The 26,091-nt window shown below is 62.7% G+C and carries 24 protein-coding genes and 2 rRNA genes (1 of these 26 only partly in view); 15 read left to right on the top strand and 11 right to left on the bottom strand.

Going from position 1 to position 26,091, the window contains the following annotated elements; translation table 11 throughout:
• The 5 genes from T5B8_RS12375 to T5B8_RS12355 form a co-directional block, all read left to right on the top strand.
• Positions 1-1,094, top strand: a 23S ribosomal RNA gene (locus T5B8_RS12375); it begins 1,801 nt to the left of the window's first position.
• 72 nt (positions 1,095-1,166) lie between these two features.
• Positions 1,167-1,282: ribosomal RNA gene (rrf, locus tag T5B8_RS12370) — 5S ribosomal RNA — on the top strand.
• A gap of 530 nt (positions 1,283-1,812) precedes the next feature.
• Positions 1,813-3,927: an FUSC family protein gene (locus tag T5B8_RS12365; protein WP_353179160.1), complete on the top strand. Its 2,115-nt coding sequence runs from the start codon at positions 1,813-1,815 to the stop codon at positions 3,925-3,927.
• Positions 3,917-4,120 carry a DUF1656 domain-containing protein gene (locus T5B8_RS12360; RefSeq protein WP_353179158.1) on the top strand — a complete coding sequence of 68 codons (204 nt, stop codon included), beginning with the start codon at positions 3,917-3,919 and terminating at the stop codon, positions 4,118-4,120. Before T5B8_RS12365 ends, T5B8_RS12360 begins: the two co-directional genes overlap by 11 nt.
• 59 nt (positions 4,121-4,179) lie before the next feature.
• Positions 4,180-5,193, top strand: a complete 1,014-nt coding sequence (locus tag T5B8_RS12355; RefSeq protein ID WP_353179156.1) for an efflux RND transporter periplasmic adaptor subunit — start codon at positions 4,180-4,182, stop codon at positions 5,191-5,193.
• On the opposite strand, the gene T5B8_RS12350 is transcribed toward T5B8_RS12355, so the two are convergent.
• From T5B8_RS12350 to hpaD, 11 genes are all read right to left on the bottom strand, one after another.
• Positions 5,171-6,439, bottom strand: coding sequence for an MFS transporter (locus tag T5B8_RS12350; RefSeq protein ID WP_353179155.1), 1,269 nt, complete (start codon positions 6,437-6,439; stop codon positions 5,171-5,173). The genes T5B8_RS12355 and T5B8_RS12350 overlap by 23 nt on opposite strands.
• A 38-nt stretch (positions 6,440-6,477) precedes the next feature.
• Positions 6,478-6,972: a transcription elongation factor GreB gene (greB, locus tag T5B8_RS12345; protein WP_353179153.1), complete on the bottom strand. Its 495-nt coding sequence runs from the start codon at positions 6,970-6,972 to the stop codon at positions 6,478-6,480.
• A 100-nt stretch (positions 6,973-7,072) separates the two neighbouring features.
• Positions 7,073-8,056 (bottom strand): MBL fold metallo-hydrolase, encoded by a 984-nt coding sequence (locus T5B8_RS12340; RefSeq protein ID WP_353179171.1) that lies wholly within the window; start codon positions 8,054-8,056, stop codon positions 7,073-7,075.
• Positions 8,057-8,140: 84 nt separating this feature from the next.
• Positions 8,141-10,045, bottom strand: a complete 1,905-nt coding sequence (locus tag T5B8_RS12335) for an FAD-binding monooxygenase (protein ID WP_353179152.1) — start codon at positions 10,043-10,045, stop codon at positions 8,141-8,143.
• A gap of 106 nt (positions 10,046-10,151) precedes the next feature.
• On the bottom strand, positions 10,152-10,925 hold the full coding sequence (locus tag T5B8_RS12330; RefSeq protein WP_353179150.1) for an HpcH/HpaI aldolase family protein: 774 nt from the start codon (positions 10,923-10,925) through the stop codon (positions 10,152-10,154).
• Between the two features lie 9 nt (positions 10,926-10,934).
• A complete protein-coding gene (locus T5B8_RS12325; RefSeq protein ID WP_353179149.1) occupies positions 10,935-11,738 on the bottom strand; it encodes an FAA hydrolase family protein in 804 nt (267 codons plus the stop codon).
• The gene (locus T5B8_RS12320) at positions 11,735-12,613 is read right to left on the bottom strand and encodes a fumarylacetoacetate hydrolase family protein (protein ID WP_353179148.1); all 879 of its coding nucleotides are present in this window, start codon (positions 12,611-12,613) and stop codon (positions 11,735-11,737) included. Before T5B8_RS12320 ends, T5B8_RS12325 begins: the two co-directional genes overlap by 4 nt.
• Positions 12,614-12,687: 74 nt before the next feature.
• On the bottom strand, positions 12,688-14,214 hold the full coding sequence (gene hpaE, locus T5B8_RS12315; protein WP_353179147.1) for a 5-carboxymethyl-2-hydroxymuconate semialdehyde dehydrogenase: 1,527 nt from the start codon (positions 14,212-14,214) through the stop codon (positions 12,688-12,690).
• A gap of 12 nt (positions 14,215-14,226) precedes the next feature.
• Complete coding sequence (locus T5B8_RS12310) at positions 14,227-14,616, bottom strand: 5-carboxymethyl-2-hydroxymuconate Delta-isomerase (protein WP_353179145.1); 390 nt, start codon at positions 14,614-14,616, stop codon at positions 14,227-14,229.
• Positions 14,617-14,710: 94 nt separating this feature from the next.
• On the bottom strand, positions 14,711-15,178 hold the full coding sequence (gene hpaR, locus T5B8_RS12305; RefSeq protein WP_353179144.1) for a homoprotocatechuate degradation operon regulator HpaR: 468 nt from the start codon (positions 15,176-15,178) through the stop codon (positions 14,711-14,713).
• Between the two features lie 209 nt (positions 15,179-15,387).
• Entirely contained in the window at positions 15,388-16,527 is a 1,140-nt protein-coding gene (hpaD, locus tag T5B8_RS12300; RefSeq protein ID WP_353179142.1) for a 3,4-dihydroxyphenylacetate 2,3-dioxygenase, read from the bottom strand.
• Between the two features lie 827 nt (positions 16,528-17,354).
• Between hpaD and T5B8_RS12295 the strand changes: the two genes are divergently transcribed.
• The 10 genes from T5B8_RS12295 (at position 17,355) to paaD (ending at position 26,087) form a co-directional block, all read left to right on the top strand.
• Positions 17,355-18,230 carry a branched-chain amino acid ABC transporter permease gene (locus T5B8_RS12295; protein WP_353179140.1) on the top strand — a complete coding sequence of 292 codons (876 nt, stop codon included), beginning with the start codon at positions 17,355-17,357 and terminating at the stop codon, positions 18,228-18,230.
• Complete coding sequence (locus T5B8_RS12290) at positions 18,230-19,174, top strand: branched-chain amino acid ABC transporter permease (RefSeq protein WP_353179138.1); 945 nt, start codon at positions 18,230-18,232, stop codon at positions 19,172-19,174. Before T5B8_RS12295 ends, T5B8_RS12290 begins: the two co-directional genes overlap by 1 nt.
• On the top strand, positions 19,171-19,932 hold the full coding sequence (locus T5B8_RS12285; RefSeq protein ID WP_353179137.1) for an ABC transporter ATP-binding protein: 762 nt from the start codon (positions 19,171-19,173) through the stop codon (positions 19,930-19,932). The genes T5B8_RS12290 and T5B8_RS12285 overlap by 4 nt, the downstream gene beginning before the upstream one ends.
• On the top strand, positions 19,929-20,687 hold the full coding sequence (locus tag T5B8_RS12280; RefSeq protein WP_353179135.1) for an ABC transporter ATP-binding protein: 759 nt from the start codon (positions 19,929-19,931) through the stop codon (positions 20,685-20,687). Before T5B8_RS12285 ends, T5B8_RS12280 begins: the two co-directional genes overlap by 4 nt.
• A gap of 57 nt (positions 20,688-20,744) precedes the next feature.
• Positions 20,745-21,899 (top strand): ABC transporter substrate-binding protein, encoded by a 1,155-nt coding sequence (locus T5B8_RS12275; protein WP_353179133.1) that lies wholly within the window; start codon positions 20,745-20,747, stop codon positions 21,897-21,899.
• A 160-nt stretch (positions 21,900-22,059) separates the two neighbouring features.
• Entirely contained in the window at positions 22,060-22,980 is a 921-nt protein-coding gene (gene paaX, locus T5B8_RS12270; protein ID WP_353179131.1) for a phenylacetic acid degradation operon negative regulatory protein PaaX, read from the top strand.
• Positions 22,981-23,354: 374 nt separating this feature from the next.
• Positions 23,355-24,344 (top strand): 1,2-phenylacetyl-CoA epoxidase subunit PaaA, encoded by a 990-nt coding sequence (paaA, locus tag T5B8_RS12265; RefSeq protein ID WP_353179129.1) that lies wholly within the window; start codon positions 23,355-23,357, stop codon positions 24,342-24,344.
• A gap of 52 nt (positions 24,345-24,396) precedes the next feature.
• Positions 24,397-24,681 carry a 1,2-phenylacetyl-CoA epoxidase subunit PaaB gene (gene paaB, locus T5B8_RS12260; RefSeq protein ID WP_006913747.1) on the top strand — a complete coding sequence of 95 codons (285 nt, stop codon included), beginning with the start codon at positions 24,397-24,399 and terminating at the stop codon, positions 24,679-24,681.
• Positions 24,681-25,532, top strand: coding sequence for a 1,2-phenylacetyl-CoA epoxidase subunit PaaC (gene paaC, locus T5B8_RS12255; protein WP_353179127.1), 852 nt, complete (start codon positions 24,681-24,683; stop codon positions 25,530-25,532). The genes paaB and paaC overlap by 1 nt, the downstream gene beginning before the upstream one ends.
• Before the next feature lie 18 nt (positions 25,533-25,550).
• Positions 25,551-26,087: a 1,2-phenylacetyl-CoA epoxidase subunit PaaD gene (paaD, locus tag T5B8_RS12250; RefSeq protein WP_353179125.1), complete on the top strand. Its 537-nt coding sequence runs from the start codon at positions 25,551-25,553 to the stop codon at positions 26,085-26,087.
• Positions 26,088-26,091: the final 4 nt, after the last annotated feature.

Here is a 26,091-nt window from a genome sequence, read left to right as displayed (position 1 = left end):
GGATGTATAGGGTGTGACGCCTGCCCGGTGCCGGAAGGTTAATTGATGGGGTTAGTCTTCGGACGAAGCTCTTGATCGAAGCCCCGGTAAACGGCGGCCGTAACTATAACGGTCCTAAGGTAGCGAAATTCCTTGTCAGGTAAGTTCTGACCTGCACGAATGGCGTAACGATGGCCACACTGTCTCCACCCGAGACTCAGTGAAATCGAAATTGCTGTGAAGATGCAGTGTTCCTGCGGCAAGACGGAAAGACCCCGTGCACCTTTACTACAGCTTTACACTGGATTTTGAACATTTTTGTGTAGGATAGGCGGGAGGCTTTGAAGCGTCGGCGCTAGCCGGCGTGGAGCCACCCTTGAAATACCGCCCTGAAATGTTTGAGGTTCTAACCTAGGCCCATAATCTGGGCCAGGGACAGTGTATGGTGGGTAGTTTGACTGGGGCGGTCTCCTCCCAAAGAGTAACGGAGGAGTGCAAAGGTACCCTCAGCGCGGTCGGAAATCGCGCAACGAGTGCAAAGGCAAAAGGGTGCTTGACTGTGAGACCGACGGGTCGAGCAGGTACGAAAGTAGGTCTTAGTGATCCGGTGGTTCTGTATGGAAGGGCCATCGCTCAACGGATAAAAGGTACGCCGGGGATAACAGGCTGATTCCTCCCAAGAGTCCACATCGACGGAGGAGTTTGGCACCTCGATGTCGGCTCATCACATCCTGGGGCTGAAGCAGGTCCCAAGGGTATGGCTGTTCGCCATTTAAAGTGGTACGCGAGCTGGGTTTAGAACGTCGTGAGACAGTTCGGTCCCTATCTGCCGTAGGCGTTCGAGATTTGAGAGGATCTGTCCTTAGTACGAGAGGACCGGGATGGACGCACCTCTGGTGTTCCGGTTGTCACGCCAGTGGCATTGCCGGGTAGCTACGTGCGGAAGGGATAAGCGCTGAAAGCATCTAAGCGCGAAGCCCACCTCAAGATGAGATCTCGCTAGCCCCTTGAGGGCTCTTAAGGGTCGTCCAAGACGAGGACGTTGATAGGCCAGATGTGTAAGCACGGCAACGTGTTCAGCTTACTGGTACTAATTGCCCGTGAGGCTTGGTCATATAACGCTCAAGCGCTTTTACGTGCCTATACAAACGCAGTGTTCGATTGCATATAGATTGTTTTCCAGTTTGCCTGGCGGCCATAGCGAGTGGGAACCACCCGATCCCATTCCGAACTCGGAAGTGAAACCACTCAGCGCCGATGGTAGTGCGGGGTCTCCCCGTGCGAGAGTAGGTCACCGCCAGGCTCTTAATTAAAAAGCCCCGAGCATGCGCTCGGGGCTTTTTTTATGCCCGTTAAAAATTCACGCGGCATGGTCCCTGACCCCGGCCGAAAGCAATATGCTGCGGCGTTCGAAAGCCGGTTCGAGCGCGTGCGATTTTTGTGGTAGGCGTTGTTGTAGCAAGCAAACCAGGCGAGGTGGCTGTAATCCGACGTACGCCGACAGCACGCGTGTTTCGTTAGCAATCGAATCAGTTGGCGAGGCGGGCACAGTCAGACGAGGTGCTGGTCGCCAACGTCGGTTAGGCAGGGCAAAGGTGTTTCGTTCGGCCATCCCCGGATAGCGATGCGCAGTGATGGCTATGGCCCGCACCGTACAATAGCGTAGTGGCCGGCAAACCGGCCCGCGGGGATGGCTGGTGCGTTCTACGCGTTACCCGGCGGTACGCCGCGCGCGCAGGCTGTACAAGCGAAAGCCGCGAGCGAGACGCGCCAAAGACCGAGTATCGCCTCGATAAGCGACTATGGTTGTGCGCGATATGATTGTATAATGCAATGATGCAACGACTGGGCTGGCTGCTGGCGCCGAGCGCCGAAAACCTGTCGTTCGCGATCCGTTGTTGTATTTCGGTTGCGCTGTCGCTTTATCTTGCGTTCTGGCTGCAACTGGATAATGCCTACTGGGCATTCATCAACGTCGCGATCCTCATTCAGCCGCTACCGGGTTTTCTGGTGGTGCGGGCGTTTTCGCGTCTGCTTGGCACGTTTATCGCCGGGGTGGTGTCGGTGACGCTGATCGCGTTGTTCGCGCAGAGCTATACCCTGTTTTGTATCAGCCTCGTGCTGTGGGTCAGCTTGATGGTCTTCTGCGCGAGCCTTTTCCGCAACAACATGTCCTACGGCTTCGTGCTGGCGGGCTATGTGACGATGATTGTCGGCGTACGCGCGATGAGCGATCCATCGACAGTATTCTCGGTCGCGGTGGCGCGCACGGCAGAAACGGCGCTGGCGGCGGTGGTGGCCGCGTTCGTGAGTGTGCTGCTGGCCCCGGGGATTACCGCCCGCAAGTATCGCGCAGCCCGTATCGACGCGCTCAAGGCGATGGGTGCACAGATGCGCCGCATCGAGCGTAATCCCGACGCGGATCAAGCCGGGCATGGCGATGCGGGCGATCCGAATACGCCACACCCGGAACTGCATGCGCTCGTGAACAAAACGCTCGCGCTGGAGCAGACGCGCCAGTACGCACGTTACGACGAGCCGGCTTTTGCCGAGTACGACCGATTGGCGCGCCGACTCGATTACGAGTTGCTCTCGCTGGTGAGTGCGATGGCGTCGCTGCAGGTCTATCTGGGCAAGTTCGGCGATCGTATCGACCGCGCGCCGCTACGCCGGCTCGACGAGGCTGCAGCACTGCTGGAGAAGGATCCGAACGACACGTCGGCCATCAAACTCGCGTTCAGCAAGGCCTACAACGCCGTCCTCACCAACGCACGCGCCGATCGCGCAAACGATCGCCGGCGCTCGTTGGTGGACTGGGTGATCATCACCCGTGCGCTGGATTTGGCCAACCGCATGCGTGCTGCCGTCATCAAACACGGCCTATTGCTGTCGGAGAAGAAGAATGCACGCGCGGCCCCGCGGCGCAACGAATTCCAGACCGCCGTTTCGCTACGCGAATCGTTGCGTACGACCGCGCGCGCGGCCACGGCGATCGCGATCGGCGCGGCGATCTGGGCGACCCACGATGCGCAGGCATTAAGCGGCATGATGGTATTGCTGGCGGTACTTACCACGCTGTTCGCCCTGGGCGACGACCCGGCCGGCGGTGCCCGTGGCTTCGGTATCGGCGGGGTGTGTGCCGGCGTCGCGGCATTCATCGCCAATTTTATATTGCTGCCCGCGGTCAACGGCTTCGTCATGCTGATGGTCGTGATCATGCCGTTCGTGTTCGTGGCCAGTCTGGCCATGGCCACACCGCAATGGGCCTTGATCGGGCGTATCAGCCTGGTGCAGTTTGCGTTGCTGGTGAATCCTGCCAACGGCGCACGCCAGGATTTCGTACGCTTTGCCGAGGCATTCATCGGCGCGGAACTGGCCGTCATTCTGGCGCTTGCCGCATTTGCGATCATCCTGCCAGTCACGCCGCGCGATTTATTGCGTGAACGTCTGGCCGGCATGTTCGGGGAGCTGGCCAAGGGCTTTACCGGCTCGCGCGAGCGCTTCGAAACCCGGGTTTACGACCGACTGTTGCGTTTGCCGGTGGCCGCCGATAAAGGCCGTACCCATGTGAGTGCGCGTCAGGCCGCTTTCTCTGCCGTGAATATGGGTATCGAGGCGCGTTCGTTACGCGTTTTGAGCCTACGGGCCGGGTTTAGCGAGCCCGTGCAGTCCAGTGTGCACGAGGAACTGGCCGAGCTGGAACAGATGTTCGCCCACGGTTATCCGCCCGTCGCCGATGTCTTTGCGATGCAGACCCGTACCAATACCCTGGCCCGGCAAATGCTCGACGAAGCGCTGACGTTCACACCGCGCCTGCGCTTGCGCCATGGTGTACGGGCCGCGGTAGCCGCCGAGCTGGTGGCAGCGGCGCTGGCCGATTACGGTCTGGCCAGAGAAAACTCCGATGCCGGCTCCGTTCGTCTGGGGGAGGCCCATCGTGTTGTCTGAACAGATTTCCTTCGGCGGTATCTACCTGCCGCTGTTCCTCGCCTTCCTGGCTGCCACGGGGCTGATCTATCTGCTGTTACAGCCGTTATTGTTGCGTAGCCGCGCGCATCGGCTGTTCTGGCATCCGGCGCTGGCCGGGGCGGCATTGTTCGTGATTTTGCTGGCCAGCCTCATGCTGGTATTCGGCCCGTGAGCAGCGCCAACCCGCAGCCAGCGACGCTGTATCACCACGGTTATCCAAGGTTGTTCTGAATGGCCGATTCCAAACGTTTTCTCGCTGTGACATTGCGCGTGGTGTCGACCCTCATCGTCGTTGCCGTGGCAGTCGTGCTTGGCTGGTTTGCCTGGCAGCACTATGTGTATGCGCCCTGGACGCGGGATGCGCGCGTGCAGGCCGACGTGGTGAATATCGCGCCCGAGGTCTCGGGCACGGTCGCGCGCGTAGCGGTCACCGACGACAGCTATGTCCACAAGGGGGATCTGTTGTTCGCCATCGAACCGGTGCGCTTCGAGAACACGGTTGCCGAAGCCAAGGCTGCCCTCGAACAGGCACGGGCCCAAGAGAGTTTCGCGCGGCGCAACGCTCACCGGCTGGAGCGGTTGCCGCGCGGTGGTGTGTCCACTCAGGATTTGCAACAGGCACAGTCGCAGGCCGCATCGGCGGCGGCATCGGTGAGCCAGGCAAAAGCCCGGCTGGCGCAGGCGCGCCAGGATCTCGAATGGGCAACCGTACGGTCGCCGGTCGACGGCTATGTGACCCATCTGTTGCTCGACGAAGGCGATTACGCCAGCCAGGGCCAATCGATGATGACGCTCGTCGACGCCGAAACCTTTCGCGTGACCGCCTATTTCGAAGAAACCAAACTCGCCCATATCGATATCGGCGATCCGGTGGATATCGACCTCATGTCCAGCGAACAGCCGCTGCACGGCCGGGTCGCCAGCATCGGGCGGGGCATTGCCGTGGCCAACAACGCGCCGGGCGAGCGCAACCTGCCCAATGTCGACCCGGTATTCCAGTGGGTACGCCTGGCCCAGCGCGTGCCGGTGACCATTCGTTTCGATAGTCGGCCGGATACGCGCGTGCTCACGGTTGGTCTGTCGGCGACCGTGCATGTGCGCCCGGAACAGGCGGGCGACGAGCAGGCCGAATCGTCGCAGGCAGGCGAGGCGACGCCATCTTCGCAAAGCGCGCTGGAAACCACCCGTGCCGAAGGGCTGGCCCGGCCGGTGGAAACGCCGGTCACGCGCGGTGCGGGTGGCTAGGCGCGGTAGTCGCGACGTCGTTGAGCCGATCGACACGGCGCAGGGCCGGGAACAGCGCCATCCAGGCCGCGACCACCACCAGCGTGCCCACGCCGCCGAACACCACCGCCCCGACGGTGCCGAACAGCGCCGCCGTTACGCCGGACTCGAATTCGCCGAGTTCGTTGGAAGCACCGATAAACAGCATGTTCACCGCGTTCACCCGTCCGCGCATGGCATCGGGCGTGGCCAGCTGAATGAGCGACGAGCGCACGAACACGCTAATCATGTCGGCCGCGCCCATGACCAGCAGGGCGATAAACGACAGCACGAAACTCGTCGACAGACCGAACACGATGGTGGCCACGCCAAAGACCGCGACCGCCGCGAACATGAGCGCGCCGGCGCGGCGTTCGAGTGCATTGCGGCCCAGATAGATGCCCATCGAAAAGGCACCGATCGCGACCGCGCTACGCAGCACGCCCAGCCCGGCCGGGCCGACATGCAGAATCTCGTGGGCATAGACAGGCAGCAGGGCGGTCGCCCCGCCCAGTAACACCGCGAACAGATCCAGCGAAATTGCACCCAGAATGATCGGGCGCGTGCGCACATACACGATTCCTGCCGTAAATCGCGCGAATGCACTCGCGCGGCTGGTATCGGCACGGGCGGGCAAATGTTGGCGAATCGCCGCGATCGCCACCGCGGCGGCCGCGAACAGGCCTGCGCACAGCCCATAGGCAAAGGCGGGCCCGGCCAGATAGACGGCCCCGCCGAGGGCCGGGCCGCCGATGACCGCCACCTGGAATGCCGATGAATTCCAGGCGATGGCTTTCGGCAGACGCTGCTCGCCGACCACCTGTGGCAGCAGCGACTGCATGCCCGGCCCGGCAAACGCGCGCGCCATGCCGAACAGCACCAGCACGCCAAAAAAGCCGATGGGCGACTCGGTGGCCGAGAGCGTGAGCGCCAGAAACAGCAGCGCCGCGATCGCCTGAACGAGCCAGCTGGTGGCCAGGATCAGCCGCCGCGGCAGCCGATCGGCGGCATCGCCTGCGGGCAGCACCAGCAGCGCCATGGGCAGAAACTGGGCCAGGCCCACCCAGCCGAGGGTGAGCGGATCGCGTGTCATCGCATAGAGTTGCCAGCCCACCACCACGGACTGGATCTGGGTCGCCAGTGTGGCGGTCACGCGCCCGCTCAACAGCAACATGAAGGCGCGTTCGCGCAGTACGCTGTCGGTGCTCAGGGTGAATAGTCCGGCCATGGTCGGCTGTATGCTACACCGATGGCGGAGCGCGTGGTTCAGTCGCCCGGCGGCGTATAGTGAATCGCCAGAATCTCTAGCTCGCGCGCGCCCTGCGGCAGCGCGATTTCCACGATATCGCCCAGCCGTTTACCGATCAGCGCGCGGGCCACCGGCGAATTCAGGCTGATGGCGCCCGTGGCCGCATCGGTTTCATCGGCGCCTACGATTCGATAACGATGCTCGCTGTCGTCGGCGTCGATCACGTCGATCCAGGCACCGAAGAACACCTTGTCCGGGTCGTCGGGAATGGTATCGACCACGGTCAGTTCGTCGATGCGCTTGCCCAGATAACGCACCCGCCGATCGATTTCACGCAGCTCTTTCTTGCGATAGATGTATTCGGCGTTCTCGGAACGGTCGCCTTCGGCGGCCGCTGCTGACAGTTCGCGGGTCACGTGCGGGCGTTTTTCGCGCCAGAGATAATCCAGTTCGTCGGCCAGCTTCTGCCAGCCGGCACGGGTGATGTAGTCGCGTTTTTTCGTAGCGGTCATGGCGCTATTTTACGCCAGGCCAAACGCACACGAAGCCACGTATTGGCACGCGACCGCGGGCGCTGCGGCGCGGGAAGATCGTTACGCCGGTACGGCCGGACTACTCAGACCCGGCCTTCGCTTGTGCCCCCGCCACGTGGATGCCCATGCCGTCACGCCCGACGACCACGGGCCCGTCGTAATCACCCCGTACTGCGTCGATCCAGCTCTGCTCGGTTACGGAGGGATCGTCGGCCGGCACCAAATGGCTGAGTACCAGCTTCTTGACGTGCGCGGCCTGCGCGGCCCGGCCGACCTGGGCGCCGGTCACATGATGCGACAGAATGGCTTTGGCCAGCGTGTCGCCGTTGCCAATACGTTGGGACAAGGCCTGTACGGCATCGGCGTTGACCATTTCGCTGACCATGATGTCCGCGTTCCGGGCGAATGCCGCGAAGCCGTCCGGGAAAGCATGTAAATCGCCGGTGAACACGATCGTCTTGCCGGCCACCTGAAAACGATAGGCGAACGCCTCGCCATCGCCGAACGGCGGATGCGGTACACGCAGTGCCGACACCTTCATGGTGGCGTCGACGACCGGCCCGGCATCGATCTCGTGCACGCTCACGAGTTTACGCGGATCGGGGCGGCCCTCGTCGGCGACGCGCTTGTCGATATCGACCGCGAACATCTTCCAAACCTGATCGGTCATCGTCTGCATGCCCGCCGGGCCATAGACATCGACCGGCTGTTTCAAACCGGTGGCCCAGGCATTCATGATCAGGGCCGGGTAGTCGAGCACGTGGTCGCTGTGTAGATGGGTGATGAAGATCGAGCGCAGATGTTTAAGACTGTGCCCGGCTTCGGCCAGACGCAGGCTGGCACCGTAGCCGGCATCGATCATCACGATTTCATCGTCGACAATCAGCGCGCTCGACTGCGAAATACGCTTGGGCGTGAGCAGCGCCGGCCCGCCTTTCGTACCCAGCAACAAGAGTTCGACGTCCGTGCCGGCCGCGTTCTGTGCGAACACGTTGACCGGCAGCAAACCGACAAGGCTCAGCAGCGCCACCGCCCACAGGCGATGCAAAAACCGCTCACGCATTGCTTGAAACACCATGACATCTCCTTGGGCGCTGGGCCTTTTTATTGTGCTGGGCGAAACGCCCGTGGGGCGTCGCGTCATTGTCTAGTCGTGCGAAGCGGTGGGCGCGAGCAGGATCGGCTCGAAGAATGCCGCCAGTTCGTCGGTCGCGCCCAGCGGCAGCACGTGCGCCACGTACTGGTCGGGGCGCACGATGACCAGCGCGCCTTGTGCAGGGTCGATCCCGCGCAGGTCGAAAATATCCGCGTTCGGGTCGAGGGCGAACACATTTTCGTAGTCGATCAGGTCGAACGGCCCGGTACGCGGCATGAATGCCTTGGGCACCGCGTTGATATCGACCTCGGCATGGCCCTGCGGGTAAATGACTTTTACATCGAAAAGATGGTTGGGACCGCGGTTTTTCGGCGTGCAGGCGCGTACCGGGGACGTGGGCGCTTCGACCAGCCATTGCGCCCACTGCGATAGCGCCGAGTTGGACTCGGCCGCTGCGCGGTCGGCGAATAAATAAAGCCGCCAGCGCCCGTCCGCGCGGGCCTGGTGGCCCAGCTGCAACGGATTGGCATCGCATACCCGCACCACGGGCGCGGACTTGAAGCGTTTGCCGATCGGAAAACCCGGGGCCAGAGACTGGTGCGACGGCTCGCCGGTGATCATCGAGGGTTTGTATTCGGTCATGAAGCCGGCCGGGAATTCCGCGGTCTTCACATAGAAATCCTCGAGCTGGCCCGGGTCGTCGAAATCCTCTTCGCGGGTGGCCATGAGCGTCGACCATTCGCGATCGAAATCGATCAGATTCTGGGCGATCTCCTGGCGCTCGGCCGAATAGGTATTGAGCAGTGTCGCCGGGCTGCGGCCATCCAGCACGTAACCGAGTTTCCAGCCCAGATTGAAGCCGTCCTGCATCGAGACATTCATGCCCTGGCCGGCCTTGGCGCTGTGGGTATGACAGGCGTCGCCGGTAATCAGCACGTTCGGTGTGCGCGTGTGTGGATCGTCGCAATCGTCGAACTTGTCGGTCAGCCGGTGGCCGACTTCATAGACGCTATAGCGGGCGATGCTGCGTACCTCGATCGTGTAGGGGTGCAGGATTTCGTTGGCCTTGGCCACCGTTTGTTCCAGCGAGGTCTGGCGGATGCTGCGGCTGGCGTCGTCGGTTGCCACTTCGCCCAGATCCACATACATACGAAACAGATGCCCGCCTTCGCGCGGGATATGCAGGATGTTGCCGCCGGCCTTGGACTGGATGATGCATTTCTTGCGGATATCCGGGAAATCGCTCACTGCCAGGGCATCGACCACGCCCCAGGCATGGGCCGCCTGCTGGCCGTGCATTTCGCGCCCGATCGCCTTGCGTACCTGGCTGTGCGCACCATCACAGCCCACCAGATACTTCACCCGGACCGTGCGCAGCTCGCCTTCGCGGGCGGCGTCGGTATGGCGCAGCTGCACGCGCAACGGATATGCGTCGTCATCCGCATATTCCAGGCCGACGAATTCGATGCCGTAATCCGGGCTGATCCGGGCCGGCGATTTCTCCATGAATTCGACGAAATAATCCTGCACGCGGGCCTGGTTCACGATCAGATGCGGAAATTCGCTAATGCCCTGCGGATCGTCCACCGGCACCGAGGCGCGGGCGATATGGGCCGGGTTGTCGGCATCCGGACGCCATACCGCCATTTCCGTGATGCGATAGGCCTCCTCGGTAATCGCGCCGGCGAAACCGAAGGCCTGAAAGGTTTCCACGCTGCGCGCCTGAATGCCGTCGGCCTGGCCCACTTCGAGCCGGTGCGGGCGGGCCTCGATCAGTCGCGTATTGACGTCGGGAAACTGGGATAGCTGGGCGGCGGTCACCACACCGGCCGGCCCGGCGCCCACGATGAGTACATCGATCGTATCGGGCAGATCGGGGGCGCGATCGATGCCGTATCCGGCGGCGGGCTCGAGCTTCGGGTCGCCCGAGACATAACCATGATGATGAAACTGCATGAACATATCTCCTCGTAACGGTCGTCGGCTCTGCCTGTGGTTTTTTTTCGATGGCAGACCAGCGATGGCTCGGGCCGTCTCGTGCGGTCCATGTGCACGGCTTGTTTTAGGTTTCGTCGTAGTCGGCGCGCAGCTGGCGCGCGGCGTTGACCAGCAGGCCCACATCGCTGCCCACGGCCACGAAGGTCGCGCCGAGTGCCAGACAGCGACTGGAAAAATCCCGGTTCGACGACAACATCCCGGCCGGTTTGCCGGCGGCCACGATGCGGGCGATGGCGTCTTCCACGCTCGCGCGCACCTCGGGATGGGTCGGGTCGCCCCGGTGGCCCATATCCGCGGCCAGATCGGCCGGGCCGATGAACACGCCATCGACCCCGTCAACAGCGAGGATGTCGTCGAGCGCGGCCAGCCCGGCACGGGATTCGATCTGCAGCAACAGACAGATCTGGGCATCGGCCGCGTCCAGATAATCGCGATGGGTGTTATAGGCCGAGGCACGCGCCAGGGCCGCGCCGATCCCGCGTTTGCCGGCAGGCGGGTACTGCACCGAAGCGACCACCTGGCGGGCCTGTTCGGCCGATTCGATCATCGGCACCAGCAGACTCGTCGCACCGATATCCAGCACCTGCTTGATACCGGCCCGGTCGTCGTCCTTGACCCGAACCACGGGCTGCGAGCGCGTATCGCCGATCGCGCGCAGCTGGGCGAGCATGTCGCGCAGGCCGTTCGGGCCGTGCTCGCCGTCGATGACCAGCCAGTCGAACCCGGTATGCGAGCAGATCTCGGCTACGCTGGGATCACCGCTGGCCACCCACAGGCCGATCTGGGCCTCGCCGCGGCGCAGGCGTTGCTTGAATTGATTGACAGGCAGTTGGGACATGGCGCGCACCTAGGCGAAGTCGATACCTACACGCCCGAAGCGGCCGAAATCGGCATCGATACGGGTGCCGCTCGGGCATTCGATGGGGCTGATGAAAGAGCCGGAGAGCACGACGTCGCCGGCGTTCATGCGCTGGCCGTAGGTATGCATACGGCGCGCGAGCCAGACTAGACCGGTGACCGGATCGTCGAGTACGCCGGCGCCCAGGCCCGTGGCCACGGTTTCGTCGTTGTGCTTGACGATCGCGCCCACCCAGCGCAGATCGAAGGCATCCGGCGCGTGCCGTGCCTCGCCGAGCACGATGCCGGCATTCGCGGCGTTGTCCGCCACCGTATCCACGATACGGCGGCGCTGGCCGCTTTCCGGGTCGGCACGCAGAATCCGGGTATCCAGAATTTCGAGCGCCGGCACCACATAATCGGTCGCGGCCAGCACGTCGGCACGGCTGACCTCGCCTTCCAGCGGGGCCTTGAGCACGAAGGCGATCTCGGCTTCCACACGCGGTTCGATATAGCGGGTGTTTGGCACGCGCGCGCCGCTTTCGAACAGCATGTCGTCGTAGAGCACACCGCTGTCGGGCGTGTCGATACCGAGGGCGTCCTGCATGACCTTCGAGGTCAGCCCGATCTTCCAGCCCAGAATCCGCCGGCCGGCATCTCGCTTGGGCTGCATCTGCGCAGCCTGGATCGCATAGGCGTCGTCGAGCGTCATGGCCGGATGCGCGATCGACAACAGGCCGATCTGGCGCCGCTCGGCCTCGGCGGCGAGCAGCGCCTGGGCGGCGGCTTCGATCTGCGAGGTATCGAGGGTCATAGCTCGTCTTCCACGCGGTTGGAGAGGATGCCCACGCCCTCGGCTTCGACTTCCACCACATCACCGGGCTTGAGCCAGACCGGCGGATCCAGGCGGGCGCCCGCGCCGGTGGGCGTGCCGGTGATGATCACGTCGCCCGGCTTGAGCGTGGTGAAGGTCGAGATATAGGAAATCAGGTATTTGAAGCCGAACATCATGCGCGCGGTGCGATCGTGCTGGCGCACCTCGCCATTCACGCGCGTGGTCAATTCGATATCCGCAATCTGGCGTTCGTGCTCGAACGGCACCAGCCACGGCCCGATTGCGCCGGTGCGATCGAAATTCTTGCCTTGCGTGACGTTGAATTTGGCATGGCGCACCCAGTCGCGAATCGTGCCCTCGTTGGCCAGGGTGATCGCGGCGACATGATCGAGTGCGGCGTCTTCGGGGATACGCCGGCCTTCGCGGCCGATGACCAGTACCAGCTCGCCCTCGTAGTCGAGCTTTTCGGATTCCGGCGGACGCACGATCGCCTGGTCGTGGCCGACGAAGCTTTCCGGAAAACGAATGAAGATCGACGGATAGGGCGGTAGGTCCTGGCCGTCCTTGTACTCGGCGTTGCGGTCGGGGTAGTTCACACCCACGCAGATGATCTTGCCGGGGCGGGCGATCGGGATATCGAAAACGACCTCGTCGAGGCCGAAATCGGGGCTTTCACCGGTCGCCGACTCTGCCAGTTCGTCCAGGGCGCCGTCGGCGAGCACGGCATCGAGCGTGGGCCAGCGCGTGCCATGGCGTGCGCCCAGATCGACGATGCCGCCATCGACGACCGCGCCATAGCTGCGCTGGCCGTGACGAACGAAACTCGAAATCCGGGGGCGTTGTACGTCGGTCATGAGATCTTCCATCGGGATGAGGGGGCAACGCGGCCGGCGGCTTCGCGGCGGCCGTCCATCGAGTGCGAACCGGTCTAGGGCGTATCCAAACGGGGGATGGGCCGGTCGTCGGTCGCCAGGGCGATGTTCTTGGTTTCCATATAGAAATCGAAGGAATAATCGCCGCCGTCGCGGCCGATGCCCGAGTCCTTCATGCCGCCGAACGGGGCCGGCAAATGGCGCACGTTCTGCGAGTTCACCCAGATCATGCCGGCGTCCATCTGCTCGGTGAAGCGCAGGGCACGGGTCATGTCGCGGGTCCAGACATAGCCGGCCAGGCCGTAGTCGACACCGTTGGCCAGTTCGAGTGCTTCGGCTTCGTCGGCAAACGGAATCGCGGTCAATACCGGGCCGAAGATCTCTTCCTGGGCAATGCGCATGGAACCGCGAGCGTTGGTGAACAGCGTCGGTTTCACGTAGCAGCCGGCGGCCAGATCGCCGTCGGTGGCTTTTTCGCCGCCGGTGGCAATGGTCGCGCCTTCTTCCTGCGCAATCTCGAAATACGACCGTACCTTTTCTTCGTGCGAGGGGTGGATCAGCGGGCCGATCACGGTCGCCGGGTCCAGCGGATGGCCCACCTTGATGTTCGCGGCGCGCTCGGCGAGCTTGGCCACGAATGCGTCGTGGATCGACTGCTCGACGAGCACGCGGCTCGACGAGGTGCAACGTTCGCCGTTGAGCGAATAGATCATGAACAGTGCGGCATCGGCCGCGCGATCCAGATCGGCATCGGCAAACACCACCACCGGGTTTTTGCCGCCCAGCTCGAAGTGCACGCGTTTGAGCGTGGCCGCGCCCTGGCCGAGGATCATCTGTCCGGTCCGGCTTTCGCCCACGAAGCCGATCGCCTTGATCGCCGGGTGTTCGGTCAGCGCCTTGCCGGCGTCTTCGCCGAACCCGTTGACCGTATTCCATACGCCTTTCGGCAGGCCTGCTTCTTCGGCGATTTCCACCAGCAGGCGCGCGGTCAGCGGTGAGAACTCGGCCGGTTTGTGCACGATGGTGCAGCCGGCAGCCAGTGCCGGGGCGATCTTCCAGGTCGAGAGCATGAACGGTGTATTCCACGGCGTGATCAGGCCCACCGGGCCGATCGGTGTACGCGTGGTGATATTGATCTGGCCCGGGGCTTTCAGCGACTGGCCGTCGCGTGCGCCGGGTGCGCGGTCGGCAAAAAAGCGAAAGTTCGCCGCGCCGCGCAGGGCCGCTTTGGACATGAAGCGAAATGCCTGGCCGGTATCCATGCATTCCACCAGGGCGATTTCCTCGGCCCGGGCTTCGATGGCATCGGCCACCTTGTGCAGAATTTTCTTGCGCTCGGCGCCGTCCATATCCCGCCATGCGCCGAACGCAGCCTTAGCGGCCTGGGCGGCGCGGTCGATATCCTCGGCGCCGCCATGGGCGACATCGGCGAGTTTGGCTTGATCGACCGGCGAAATCGTTTCGAAGGTCTTGCCGCTTGCAGCGGGCACGGCCTGGCCGTCGATCTGGTTGAGCACGCCGTGGTCACGAAAACGCGCGAGATAGGATTGGGCTTTATCGAGATTGTCTTGGAATGAGGCCATGACAGCTCCGGGCTAGGACTGGCCGCGCAGGCGCGGGTGAATGGCGTTCTTCTTCCAGCTCAGTTCGCGCGAAATTTCGCGAATCTCGAGCGATAGACAGAAGTGCGGGGCCTCGAACAGCGTGGCCAGCTCGCTCTGAAGACAGGCGAACAGCGCTTCGCCGATCTGCTTGCGATCGTTTTCGCTACGGCCTTCGCCAATACGAAGCGAGGCATCGAGGAACGCGTTTTCGGGTAGTTCGTCGGCCACGGCGTAGTGGTCGCAGCGCAGGGTGCGTACGCGAATGGCGCCGGGCTCGAAAAACCCGGTATCCAGCAGGGTGGCGTTGAGCCGGCTGCACAGGCCGTTCAGGTCTACCTGCTCGGCCAGATTGGCCGAATACTCCATGCACAGATGCGGCATGTGGGGTTCTCCTCTTGTCTTGTTGTTTTATTTATCATGTTAAATAAAACCGCAGGCGTCAACCGTGCCAAGGTGCCGATCGCGCGACCGGGTTTTATTCCATATCGACGAGTTCGTTGAGCATGTCGATGAGCGTGGCCACGCGCTCGCGGCCGAATTTTTCTTCGAGCTCGCGGTAGATTGCCACGCTCTCGGGCGTGATCTCGGCCACCGTTCGATAGCCCTGATCGGTCAGGCGTAGCTGTACCCGGCGGGCATCGTCGGCACAGCGTTCGCGTACCAGCGCGCCCTGTTTTTCCAGCGTCTTGATGATGCGCGACAGGCTGGAGGCGAAGATACAGGCCCGCCCGGAAATCTCGGTTGCGTCGAGCACGCCTTCCTCGGCGAGCACGCGCATGACCCGCCATTGCTGTTCGGAAATGCCGTGCGCGTTGAGCATGGGCCGAAACCGCGCCATCACCGACTCGCGTGCGCGCAGCAGGGTCATCGGCAGGGCATGCCGGGTCTCCAGCGGATGGCGTTTGTAATGGCGTTGTCGTGCAGGGTTGCTTGTCTGGCTCATCGGGCCGGCTTCTCGAAGACGTTGGGTTGGATACACCGGCGACGAACCGTGGCGCCAGGCGGGCGCGCGCTGAGTTGCGGCCAGCGCACGCCGCACGCGGGTTCGGTAAGGGCCGGGGCATCGAGCGTCTTTTTATTGTGCATCAAGCCGCTCGTGGCGGCCTACTTCGTCGCCCGTGGCCTGGCGTGAAGCTGCTGCCCGTAGCGCGGCTACAACTGGTGGCCGAGTTTGTATTCGCTGTCGTCGTCGCGCTCGTTTCGACGGGTATAGGAAAAGCCGTCCGCACCGATGGTGACCGCCATTTCCGAGTCGTCGCTGCGGGCGACGACCGGCTGCGCATTGCCGTCGAGATCGAGCACGCGTGAGGCCTCGGTATACCAGGAGGGCACCACGGCATGGCCCCACCAGTCGCGGCGCTGGTTGTCATGTACGTCCCAGGTGACGACCGGGTTGTCGGGGTCGCCGGTGTAATAGTCCTGGGTATAGATCTCGATGCGATGCCCGTCCGGGTCACGCAGGTAGAGATAGAAGGCGTTGGATACGCCATGACGGCCGGGCCCACGCTCGATACAGTCGGACAGGCGCAGCGCGCCGAGCTTGTCGCAGATATACAGAATGTTGTGTTTTTCGTGGGTCGCGAAGGCGATGTGGTGCATGCGCGGGCCTTCGCCGCCGGTCATGGCGGTATCGTGCACGGTGGATTTGCGCCGCATCCAGGCCGCGTAAACGGTCTGGTTTTCGTCCTGAATGTCTTCGGTGACACGAAAACCCAGGTCCTGCATGAAACGGGTTGCCCGCGGCACGTCGGGGGTGACCTGATTGAAGTGGTCGAGCCGCACCAGCGCGCCGGCGTTGTGCAGGTCGTAGCGCCAGGCCAGGCGTTCGACGTGTTCCACGTCGTAGAAGAATTCGCAGGGAAAGCCCAGCGGGTCCTCGACGCGGACCGAATCGCCCACGCCCTGAACAAAGCCTTCCTTGCGCCGTTCGACGCGACAGCCCAGCTCGGTATAGAAGGCGACCGCCTTGTCGAGTTCGGCCGGCGAGCGCACGCGATAGGCAAACACCGCCACCGCCGGCACCAGCCCGGCGCGCAGCACCACGTTGTGATGGATGAATTCCTCGGTGGTACGCAAATAGATGGCGTCGTCGCTTTCGGTGGTGACCACCAGATTGAGCACGTCGACATAGAAGGCGCGCGAGGCCGCCAGATCCGAAACCACGATCTCCATATAGGCACAGCGCAGGATATCCGGCGGCGGGGCGCTGGGCGTGGGCACCGGGTTGTCGGTGGGCACGAACGCCTCGGCGGATACATAGAAACCGGAAGACGTCAGGGTCTTTTCGCTCATCGGGACTCTCCTCGTCGCCATGCCGTTCGCGGCCGCCCGCGTCCGGTGCTTGTTGTCGCTTTGTTTGTTCTCGCGATCCCGGATCCCGTGCGCTACGGGCCAGGCCTGTTATGGATCGGATCGCCAGACCGCCGTGTAAGGCAGGCTGGCGGCACCGACCCCGGACACCTGAATCAGGGTTCGACTTATTTTGTTTAGCATGTTAAGTAATAGGGCAGGTGTCAAGCGAGTTCGGCCTGGATCGAGGGGTCGATACGGCATGGTTCAGACCGTAGTGGCCTGGCAGAAAAGGTGAATCGGAGGAGGGCGGCACGTCGTTGCCCTTTCGCTCGGTATGGGGCAGGCGAGAACACTCAACTGATACATGCGCGCACGTTTGAAGCGATGCAAAGAATTGAAATCAATGGAATTGATCAATGTCAAAAGTAATTCAACTGCATGATTTATAGTAATAAATAAAGATTTAACCGCTGCCATTGTGTGTAGCATGCGTCTAGTTTTTATAAATGTGATACTTGTTTCGGAATATAGTATTTGATGTAGTATCGCTTTAAAGAGATGCGGCGGCAGTATTCGAAACGGCAGAGAAAAGCCGGGCCGGCGCCATGGGGCGCAATGTGCGATGCCCCGCGATAACGATTAGAGCCCGCGCGATGACAAGGCGGGTCAAAGCCGGCCCAGCCGGTGCGAGAGGAAGAGGAGAAAACCAGTGAAAACGACCGGATGCCCGGGGCGTGCACCTGCGCTTTGCGGCGCCTGCACAGAACTCGTGAACGCCGCCCCTGTATTCGATACGCGCGGCCATGCGCGCCGACAGCAGGTGCGCCGTGTTCGCTGAGTTCATGCAGTATCTGTTCTCGGGGCTGACCGCGGGCTCGACCTATGCGCTCGTCGCCCTGGGTTTTACGATCATTTATAACGCCAGCCATATCATCAACTTCGCCCAGGGCGAGTTCCTGATGATCGGCGGGTTGGGCTCGGTCATGCTCATGCAGTACGGGCTGCCCATGCCGCTGGCGATCGTCTGCGCGATCGGGCTGGCCGTACTGGCCGCGATACTCATCGAAAAGCTCGCGATCGAACGGGCCGCGACCAACGATATCGTGCCTCTGATCATCATCACGATCGGCGCGTCGCTGTTTCTACGCGGCGGCGCTCAGTTCTTCTGGGGCAAGTCGATTCATGCGCTGCCGGCGTTCACCGGCAATACGCCCATCAATATCGGTGGTGCGACGATACTGCCGCAGAGCCTGTGGGTGCTGGCCATCGGCGCGGTCGTGGTCTGTGCCCTGGCGTGGTTTTTCAAACGCACGCTCACCGGCAAGGCGATGCTGGCGGTTTCGCACAATCCCAATGCGGCACGGCTGGTGGGGATCAACCCGCGTTTCATTCTGATGCTGTCGTTCGCACTGGCGGGCGCGCTGGGCGCGGTGGCCGGTGCGGTGGCTGCGCCGATCACGCTCACCGCCTACGATATCGGCGTGATGCTGGGGCTGAAAGGCTTCGTGGCCGCGGTGCTGGGCGGGCTGGGCAGCCCGCTGGGTGCTGTGGTCGGCGGCCTGTTGCTGGGTATCATGGAAGCATTCACGGCCGGCTATATTTCGTCCGAATACAAGGACGCTGTGCCGTTCGTGATCGTGCTGCTGGTGCTGTTTCTGTTGCCCAGCGGTCTGTTCGGCTCGCGTGCGACGGAGCGGGTCTGATGGGCATGCTCAAACGTATTCCGCGCCCGGGGCTGATCGGCCTGGCGCTGGTATTGGCTGCTGCGCCGCTGCTGTTCTCCAACCCCTATCAGTACGATGTGGCCATTCATGTACTCATCAATGCGATGGTCGCGGTCGGCCTGAATCTGCTGATGGGCTATGCCGGCCAGATCAGTCTCGGCCATGCCGGCTTCTTTGGCCTGGGCGCCTATGTCACCGCGGTACTGAGTGCGAACTACGGCTGGCCGGTCTATCTGTCCATGCCGGCCGCACTCGTCGTTGTCGCGGTGCTGGCTTTCGTAGTCGCGCGTCCGATTCTGCGTCTGTCCGGCCATTATCTGGCCATGGCCACGCTGGGCCTGGGTATTCTCATTTCCATCGTGCTGCGTACCGAAGCCGGGATCACCGGCGGGCCGGACGGCATGATGGCGCCGCCGCTGTCGATTGGTGGCACCGACCTCTACGACGAACGCTACTGGTATGCGCTGATCGCGGTCCTGCTGGTACTCACCGTATGGCTTGCGCTCAACCTCATCGATTCGCCGGTGGGCCGGGCGCTGCGTGCGGTCCACGGCTCGGAAGTCGCCGCCGAGGTGGTGGGCGTGCATACGCTGGGCTACAAGGTGATGATCTTCGTGGTTTCGGCTGTGCTGGCCGCACTCGCCGGCGTGCTCACCGCCCATTATTCGGGTTTCGTGACGCCGGATCTGGCCAATTTCATCTACTCGATCGAGTTCGTGACCATGGTCGTGCTGGGCGGCATGGCCTCGACCTACGGCGCGCTCGTGGGCGCACTCATTCTGACATTGCTGCCCCAGTTTCTGACCGGGGTGGACGATCTCGAAGTCATGATCCTGGGCGCGATCCTCATGGTCGTGGTCATCTTCATGCCCACCGGGCTGGTTCCCACGCTGGCGCGGCTGGTGCCGGGAGGTCGGCGATGAGCGCGATCCTCGAATGCCGGGCGCTGACCAAGTCCTTCGGCGGCGTCGATGCGGTGGCCGATCTGTCGTTTACGGTGGCCCGCGGCGATGTCCATTCCATCATCGGCCCCAACGGCGCCGGCAAGACGACGCTGATCAACCTGCTGACCGGCATCTATACGCCCACGGACGGCCACATTCTGCTCGCCGAACGCGACACGCGCGGGTTGGCGCCCTACGAGCTCGCAAAGCGCGGGCTCGGGCGTACGTTTCAGAACCTGCAGATCTGCATGAACATGACCGCGATCGAAAACGTGATGGTGGGTCGGCATTTGCGGCTCAATCGCGGTTTCGTGTCTGCGCTGCTGCGTCTGAAGTCGGTGCGTGCAGGCGATCGGGACTGTCGTGAACGCGCGGTCGAACTGATGCGGTTCACCGGGCTGGCGAATCAGCTCGACGCCCATCCGGTCGAGATGTCCTACGGCGCGCTCAAGCGCCTGGAAATCGCGCGGGCATTGGCGGCCGAGCCCGAGCTGCTGTTTCTCGACGAGCCGGCCGCCGGGCTCAACGCCAACGAAACCCATGCCATCGGCGAGCTCATACGCGAGGTGGCCGCGAGCGGGGTCACCGTGGTGCTGGTCGAGCACGACATGAAGCTGGTCATGGATGTCTCCGACGACGTGCTGGTGCTCAACTATGGTCGCAAGCTGGCCCAGGGTACCCCCCAGCAAGTCCAGAACGACCCCGAAGTCATTGCTGCTTATCTGGGGGGCGCATGAGTCACGGCCAACCGCTACTGCATATTCGCGGCCTGCATACCCGTTACGGCGCGGTCACGGCGCTGCGCGATATTGATCTCGACGTGCGCGAGGGCGAGCTGGTCGCCCTGGTGGGCGCCAATGGTGCCGGCAAGACCACCTTGTTGAACACGCTCTCCGGTATTCAGCCGCACAGCCAGGGCGAGATTCATTTCGACGGCGCCGATATCGGCCGGCTCAAGGCGCAGAAGCGCGTCGCCCGCGGCATTACCCAGGTGCCCGAGGGACGTCAGGTCTTCGGGCCCATGTCGGTCGCCGACAACCTGGCCCTGGGCGCCTATGTGCGCGGGCGCGGCGCGGCGGTGAATCGCGATATCGACTGGGTCTACGAGCTGTTTCCGATTCTGGCGGAAAAACGCCGTCAGGCCGCCGGCATGCTCTCGGGCGGCCAGCAACAGATGCTGGCGATCGGGCGTGCGCTCATGGCACGGCCCCGACTGTTGCTGCTCGACGAGCCGAGCATGGGGCTGGCGCCGCTGCTCATCGAAGAGATCTTCGAGATCGTGCGCAATCTCAATAAAGACGGCATCACCATCCTGCTGGTCGAACAGAACGCGGCCGGCGCGCTGGCGATCGCCGACCGCGGTTTCGTGCTGGAAACCGGTGAAATCACGGTCAGCGGCAGCGGCCAGGAACTGGCCGATCACCCCGAGGTGAAACGCGCCTATCTGGGCATCCGCGATACGCCACAGGCAGGCGAAACACACAACGAATGACAACAACGCGTCGGCCACGGTCGACGGGCACACGGTGGGAGAAACCAAGGAGACGTTATGCGAATCAAGACACTCGGGTCAGCGCTGCTGCTCGCACTGGCATCTATCGGCACGACCGCGTTCGCGGCCCCCGACGGCAAGCCGATCAAGATCGGCACTTTTCTATCGGTCACCGGGCCGGCGTCCTTTCTGGGCGATCCGGAACTCAAGACGCTCGAACACTGGGTCGACAAGATCAACGACGAGGGCGGCGTGCTCGGGCGCCCGCTGGAACTGGTGCATTACGACACCTCCGGTAATGCCGGCAAGGCGCGCACTTTCGTCAAGCGCCTGATCAATTCCGACCAGGTCGATGTGATCGTCGGCGGCAGTACCACCGGCACGACCATGGCCGCGGTGCCGCTGGTCGAGCGTTCGGGCGTGGCGCTGATCTCGCTGGCCGGCGGAATCCAGATCATCGATCCGGTCAAGAAATGGGTGTTCAAGACGCCGCATACCGATCGCATGGCCGCGCGCAAGATCCTCAAGGACATGAAGGAACGCGGTTTCACCAAGATCGGCCTGATCTCGGGCTCGGGCGGCTTTGGCCAGTCGGGACGCACGCAGACGCTGGAAGCCGCGCCCGAATTCGATATCGAGATCGTGGCGGATGAAACCTACAACAACAGCGACACCGACATGACCGCCCAGCTGACCAATATCGCCAACACCCAGGGCGTGCAGGCGGTGCTCAACTTCGGCTTCGGCCAGGGCCCGGCGATCGTGACCCGCAACTACAAGCAGCTCGGCCTCGACCTGCCGTTCTATCAGTCCCACGGCGTGGCTTCGGAGAAATACATCGAGCTGGCCGGCGATGCGGCTGAAGGCGTACGCCTGCCCGCCGGTGCGTTGCTGGTCGCCTCGAAGCTGGACGACGACGACCCGCAGAAGAAGGTTGCACTGGCCTACAAGCAGGAATACGAAGACACGTTCAACGAATCCATCTCCCAGTTCGGCGGTCATGCCTATGACGGGCTGATGATTGCCGTTAACGCCATCAAGGCGGCCGGCAGTGCTGATCGTGCTGCGATTCGCGACGAGATCGAAGCCACCGAGGGCTTCGTCGGCGTGGGCGGTGTGTTCAATATGAGCCCGGACGATCATATGGGGCTGGATCTGTCGGCATTCCGGATGCTCGAGATTCACGACGGCACCTGGACGCTGATCGACTGATCGGCGCCGAGCGGCACGGCGAGTCGTACGGGGCGACTGTACGACTCGCATGCCCTAGAATCGCGATGATAGGTGCCCGCGCTGTGCCGCGGGCATTTTTTTGTCGGTTTGTTTCGTGCCTGCGGGCACGTCCTCATACGACGTTCATTCGGAGAAGTCATTGGCGCGATCCCGGCCTGTCGATACGTTGATCGAGCAATTCAGCGGCCGCCGCTCGTTGCGGGCCACGTCGCTGATCATCTCGGTTTATGGCGATGCCATCGCGCCGCGCGGCGGGACCGTGTGGCTGGGCAGTCTGATCCGCTTGCTCGAGCCGCTGGGGTTGAATGAGCGCCTGGTGCGTACCTCGGTGTATCGCTTGTCCAAGGAGGGCTGGCTGAGTTCCGAACAGATCGGCCGCCGCAGCTATTACAGCCTCACCCGCAGCGGCTGGCGCAGCTTCGAACGGGCCTACGAACGCGTCTACAGCGAACCGCGTGTGTCCTGGGATGGCGAGTGGACGCTCGTGCTCATGGCCCAGGTACCCCAGCGCAAGCGCGAAACGCTACGCAAGGAATTATCCACGCTGGGCTTCGGCGCGTTTTCCAGCGACATGCTCGCCCATCCATTGCCCCCGCGTGCCGCACTCACCTCCGTGCTTCAGGATCTCGACGTACAACGCCGCGTGGTGCTCATGCGGGCACGCAACGAGGGGCTGCCCACGTCCGCACCGCTCAACCGGCTGGTGCGTGAATGCTGGAATCTTGAAGCCCTGGGCGTTCAATACGCCGAATTCCTGGATCGCTTCCGGCCAGTGTGGCGGGCGATCGATAGCAATGGCGGGCTCGAGCCACAGGATGCGTTTCTGATCCGCACCCTGCTGATTCACGAAATCCGACGGCTGCTGCTGCGCGATCCGCAGTTGCCCGACGATGTATTACCCGGCGACTGGCCCGGGGCGGCAGCGCGGCTTTTGTGTCGCAATCTGTATAGGGCCACCTTCCGACAGGCCGAAACCTATCTGGCCGAAGTGCTGGAAACCGCCGATGGGCCGCTGCCGGAGCCGGCCGCCTATTTCTACGAGCGTTTCGGCGGCCTCTGACGCCGGTCGCGTGCGCGCTACCCGCGCTGCGCCGTTGACTCCCAATTCGATACAGGGCTGCAATTAACGCTGTTCGCGTGTATCACGCTGCGTCGCAGCATTGCCTGTGCAGGCATCGTATCCGCGTCAAGAAACGCCCGTGCCACTTTTTTCGGCCGAGCTTTTTCAGCGTCTTTAATGGAGTTTTACCCAGTTGATACAGGCGGTTGGCCCATTGCAGCGCTATTCAGGCGTGCACAATTCTTATTTGATACAAAAACAAACTTGCGGTAACTTGATCTGTATCAAAACGCCGCATCGATTTTTGCGGTGGCGCGTGCTCCCGGTGCGCGTAAAACGACAACATCGCCGACCGAGCGGCAGGAGTGCGAATCATGTATGCACAGAATGTAGATACCGGTAGTAAGCGGGTTCGCGGCGCGGACGAACTGTCGCCGGAAGAGGCCGCGTTTCAAGCGCGTATCGACGACAACATCAAGATCGAGCCCAAGGACTGGATGCCGGCCGCGTACCGCAAGACGCTGATCCGCCAGATCGGTCAGCATGCCCATTCCGAGATCGTGGGACAGCTCCCCGAGGGCAACTGGGTCACGCGTGCGCCGACGCTCGAGCGCAAGGCGATCCTGTTGGCCAAGGTGCAGGACGAAGCCGGCCATGGTCTGTATCTGTATTGCGCCGCCGAGACGCTGGGCATCAGTCGCGACGAGCTGATGAACAAGCTGCACTCGGGTGAAATGAAGTATTCATCGATCTTCAACTATCCGACCCTCACCTGGGCCGATATGGGTGCCGTGGGCTGGCTGGTGGACGGCGCCGCGATCATGAACCAGGTCCCCCTGCAGCGGACCTCTTTCGGGCCGTATGCGCGGGCCATGGTGCGGATCTGCAAGGAAGAGAGTTTTCATCAGCGTCAGGGCTACTCGATCATGATGTCGATGGTCTCCGGCACGCCCGCGCAGAAAGAGATGGCGCAGGACGCGTTGAACCGGTTCTGGTATCCGGCGCTGATGATGTTCGGGCCGTCGGACAAGGACAGCGTGCATTCCGACCAGTCCATGGCCTGGAAGATCAAGATGAACACCAACGACGAACTGCGCCAGCGCTTCGTCAACGAGACCGTTCCGCAGGCGCATTACCTCGGGCTGACCATTCCCGACGACGATCTCGCCTGGAACGAAGAAACCGGTAACTACGACTTCAGCCAGCCCGACTGGGAAGAGTTCAAGGCCGTACTCAAGGGCAACGGCCCCTGCAATCGCGAGCGTCTAGGGGCTCGGATCAAGGCGTGGGAAGGCGGTGAATGGTTCCGCGACGGCCTTGCGGCCTACGCCGAGAAAGCGGCCAAGCGCCGGGTCGCCGCCTAAGCGGTCGTCGGGCCGACAGGTCCCAAATTAACGCAGAACACGGGAGCTAACGATGGCGAACGAATGGCCGCTCTGGGAAATCTTCATCCGTGGGCAGCACGGGCTCAACCACCGTCATGTGGGTAGCCTGCATGCGCCCGACGCCGAGATGGCGATCAACAACGCCCGCGATGTCTATACCCGGCGCAAGGAAGGGGTGTCGATCTGGGTAGCGCGTTCTACCGAGATCACGGCCTCTACGCCGTCCGACAAGGGGCCGATGTTCGACCCGGCCGAGGACAAGATCTATCGGCATCCCACCTTCTACAACATTCCCGACGAAGTGGGGAATATGTAATGCCATCTTTGTCCGACATGAACACCGATGACGTCACGAAGCTGGCTGATATCGCCGCAGCCGAGCAGGTCCACGATGCGCACGTCACCAACGTCGAAACCCGGCCGGCGTTCTTCGAATGGCTCTGCCGCATGGGCGATACCACGCTGATCCTGGGCCAGCGGCTCTCCGAATGGTGTGGTCATGGTCCGGCGCTGGAAGAGGATATTGCGCTCACCAATACCGCACTCGACCTCATCGGCCATACCCAGCTCTGGCTGGGCCTGGCGGGCGAGGTCGAGAACGAGGGGCGGTCGGCCGATCAGCTGGCGTTTTTGCGCGATGCGTTCAAGTTCCGCAACGTGCTGCTCGTGGAGGTACCCAACGGCGATATGGGCGTGACCACCATGCGCCAGTTCCTGTTCGACGCATTCCACTACGAACTGCTGCAGCGGTTGACCGAATCGACCAGCCCGCGCGTCGCCGAGATCGCCGCCAAGGCGCTCAAGGAAGTTTCGTATCACGTTGAGCGTTCCACCGATCTGGTGGTGCGTCTGGGTGACGGCACCCCGGAAAGCCATGACCGTATGCAGCAGGCGTTGGACATATTGTGGTCGTACACGGGCGACATGTTCGTCAGCGACGGCGTTGACGCCACGATGGCGGAGGCGGGTATCGCCCCGTCGCCGGATACGCTGCGTGAGGCCTGGCTGGCCCGGGTCGAGGATGTGCTCGACGAAGCGACTTTGAAAGTCCCCGATAATGCGTTCGTGCATACCGGCGGCAAGACGGGCCGACATACCGAGCATCTGGGCTATATCCTGTCCGATATGCAGTTTCTGCAGCGCGCCTATCCGGGCGCCAGCTGGTAGCCGCCGGCGCGTTGCGGTATGAAACAGCAGCAGGCGCTAAACATCCGGCCGACAACCCAGCAAGTCTGGGAATGGCTCGCCGATGTGCCGGATCCGGAAATTCCGGTTGTCTCCGTGACCGAGCTCGGCATTGTCCGTGACGTGGGCTACCGGGATGACACGCTGGTGGTCACGGTGACGCCCACGTACTCCGGCTGCCCGGCAACCCTGGTCATCAACCAGATGATTGTCGAACAGCTGCGCTCGAAAGGCGTCGACGCCTTACGCGTCGAACGACGGCTGTCGCCGGCCTGGACGACCGACTGGATTAGCGATTCGGCACGCGACAAGCTGCGCGCATTCGGTATTGCCCCGCCGGTCGATGGCACCGCCGCGAGCGGTCAGCTGGCCAGTCGCGCGTCGCGTCTGGCCGGTGCGACAGGCCCGGCGATCGCCTGTCCGCGCTGCGAATCCAAGAACACCGAAAAGATCAGCCAGTTCGGTTCCACGCCCTGCAAGGCGTCGTATCGCTGCAAGGACTGTCTGGAGCCCTTCGACTATTTCAAGTGCCTCTGAGCGC

It is taken from the genome of Salinisphaera sp. T5B8, assembly GCF_040361255.1.
Lineage (GTDB): Bacteria > Pseudomonadota > Gammaproteobacteria > Nevskiales > Salinisphaeraceae > Salinisphaera.
Note: the sequence above shows the minus strand (reverse complement) of the source record. Positions and strands in the feature narration are given on the sequence as shown.

Excerpts from the sequence above, each read along its gene's own strand:
- T5B8_RS12365 (WP_353179160.1), top strand. The coding sequence starts at position 1,813 with ATGATGCAACGACTGGGCTGGCTGCTGGCGCCGAGCGCCGAAAACCTG.
- T5B8_RS12355 (WP_353179156.1), top strand. The coding sequence starts at position 4,180 with ATGGCCGATTCCAAACGTTTTCTCGCTGTGACATTGCGCGTGGTGTCG.
- T5B8_RS12350 (WP_353179155.1), bottom strand. The coding sequence starts at position 6,439 with ATGGCCGGACTATTCACCCTGAGCACCGACAGCGTACTGCGCGAACGC.
- greB (WP_353179153.1), bottom strand. The coding sequence starts at position 6,972 with ATGACCGCTACGAAAAAACGCGACTACATCACCCGTGCCGGCTGGCAG.
- T5B8_RS12340 (WP_353179171.1), bottom strand. The coding sequence starts at position 8,056 with ATGCGTGAGCGGTTTTTGCATCGCCTGTGGGCGGTGGCGCTGCTGAGC.
- T5B8_RS12335 (WP_353179152.1), bottom strand. The coding sequence starts at position 10,045 with ATGCAGTTTCATCATCATGGTTATGTCTCGGGCGACCCGAAGCTCGAG.
- T5B8_RS12330 (WP_353179150.1), bottom strand. The coding sequence starts at position 10,925 with ATGTCCCAACTGCCTGTCAATCAATTCAAGCAACGCCTGCGCCGCGGC.
- T5B8_RS12325 (WP_353179149.1), bottom strand. The coding sequence starts at position 11,738 with ATGACCCTCGATACCTCGCAGATCGAAGCCGCCGCCCAGGCGCTGCTC.
- T5B8_RS12320 (WP_353179148.1), bottom strand. The coding sequence starts at position 12,613 with ATGACCGACGTACAACGCCCCCGGATTTCGAGTTTCGTTCGTCACGGC.
- hpaE (WP_353179147.1), bottom strand. The coding sequence starts at position 14,214 with ATGGCCTCATTCCAAGACAATCTCGATAAAGCCCAATCCTATCTCGCG.
- T5B8_RS12310 (WP_353179145.1), bottom strand. The coding sequence starts at position 14,616 with ATGCCGCATCTGTGCATGGAGTATTCGGCCAATCTGGCCGAGCAGGTA.
- hpaR (WP_353179144.1), bottom strand. The coding sequence starts at position 15,178 with ATGAGCCAGACAAGCAACCCTGCACGACAACGCCATTACAAACGCCAT.
- hpaD (WP_353179142.1), bottom strand. The coding sequence starts at position 16,527 with ATGAGCGAAAAGACCCTGACGTCTTCCGGTTTCTATGTATCCGCCGAG.
- T5B8_RS12290 (WP_353179138.1), top strand. The coding sequence starts at position 18,230 with ATGGGCATGCTCAAACGTATTCCGCGCCCGGGGCTGATCGGCCTGGCG.
- T5B8_RS12285 (WP_353179137.1), top strand. The coding sequence starts at position 19,171 with ATGAGCGCGATCCTCGAATGCCGGGCGCTGACCAAGTCCTTCGGCGGC.
- T5B8_RS12280 (WP_353179135.1), top strand. The coding sequence starts at position 19,929 with ATGAGTCACGGCCAACCGCTACTGCATATTCGCGGCCTGCATACCCGT.
- T5B8_RS12275 (WP_353179133.1), top strand. The coding sequence starts at position 20,745 with ATGCGAATCAAGACACTCGGGTCAGCGCTGCTGCTCGCACTGGCATCT.
- paaA (WP_353179129.1), top strand. The coding sequence starts at position 23,355 with ATGTATGCACAGAATGTAGATACCGGTAGTAAGCGGGTTCGCGGCGCG.
- paaB (WP_006913747.1), top strand. The coding sequence starts at position 24,397 with ATGGCGAACGAATGGCCGCTCTGGGAAATCTTCATCCGTGGGCAGCAC.
- paaC (WP_353179127.1), top strand. The coding sequence starts at position 24,681 with ATGCCATCTTTGTCCGACATGAACACCGATGACGTCACGAAGCTGGCT.
- paaD (WP_353179125.1), top strand. The coding sequence starts at position 25,551 with ATGAAACAGCAGCAGGCGCTAAACATCCGGCCGACAACCCAGCAAGTC.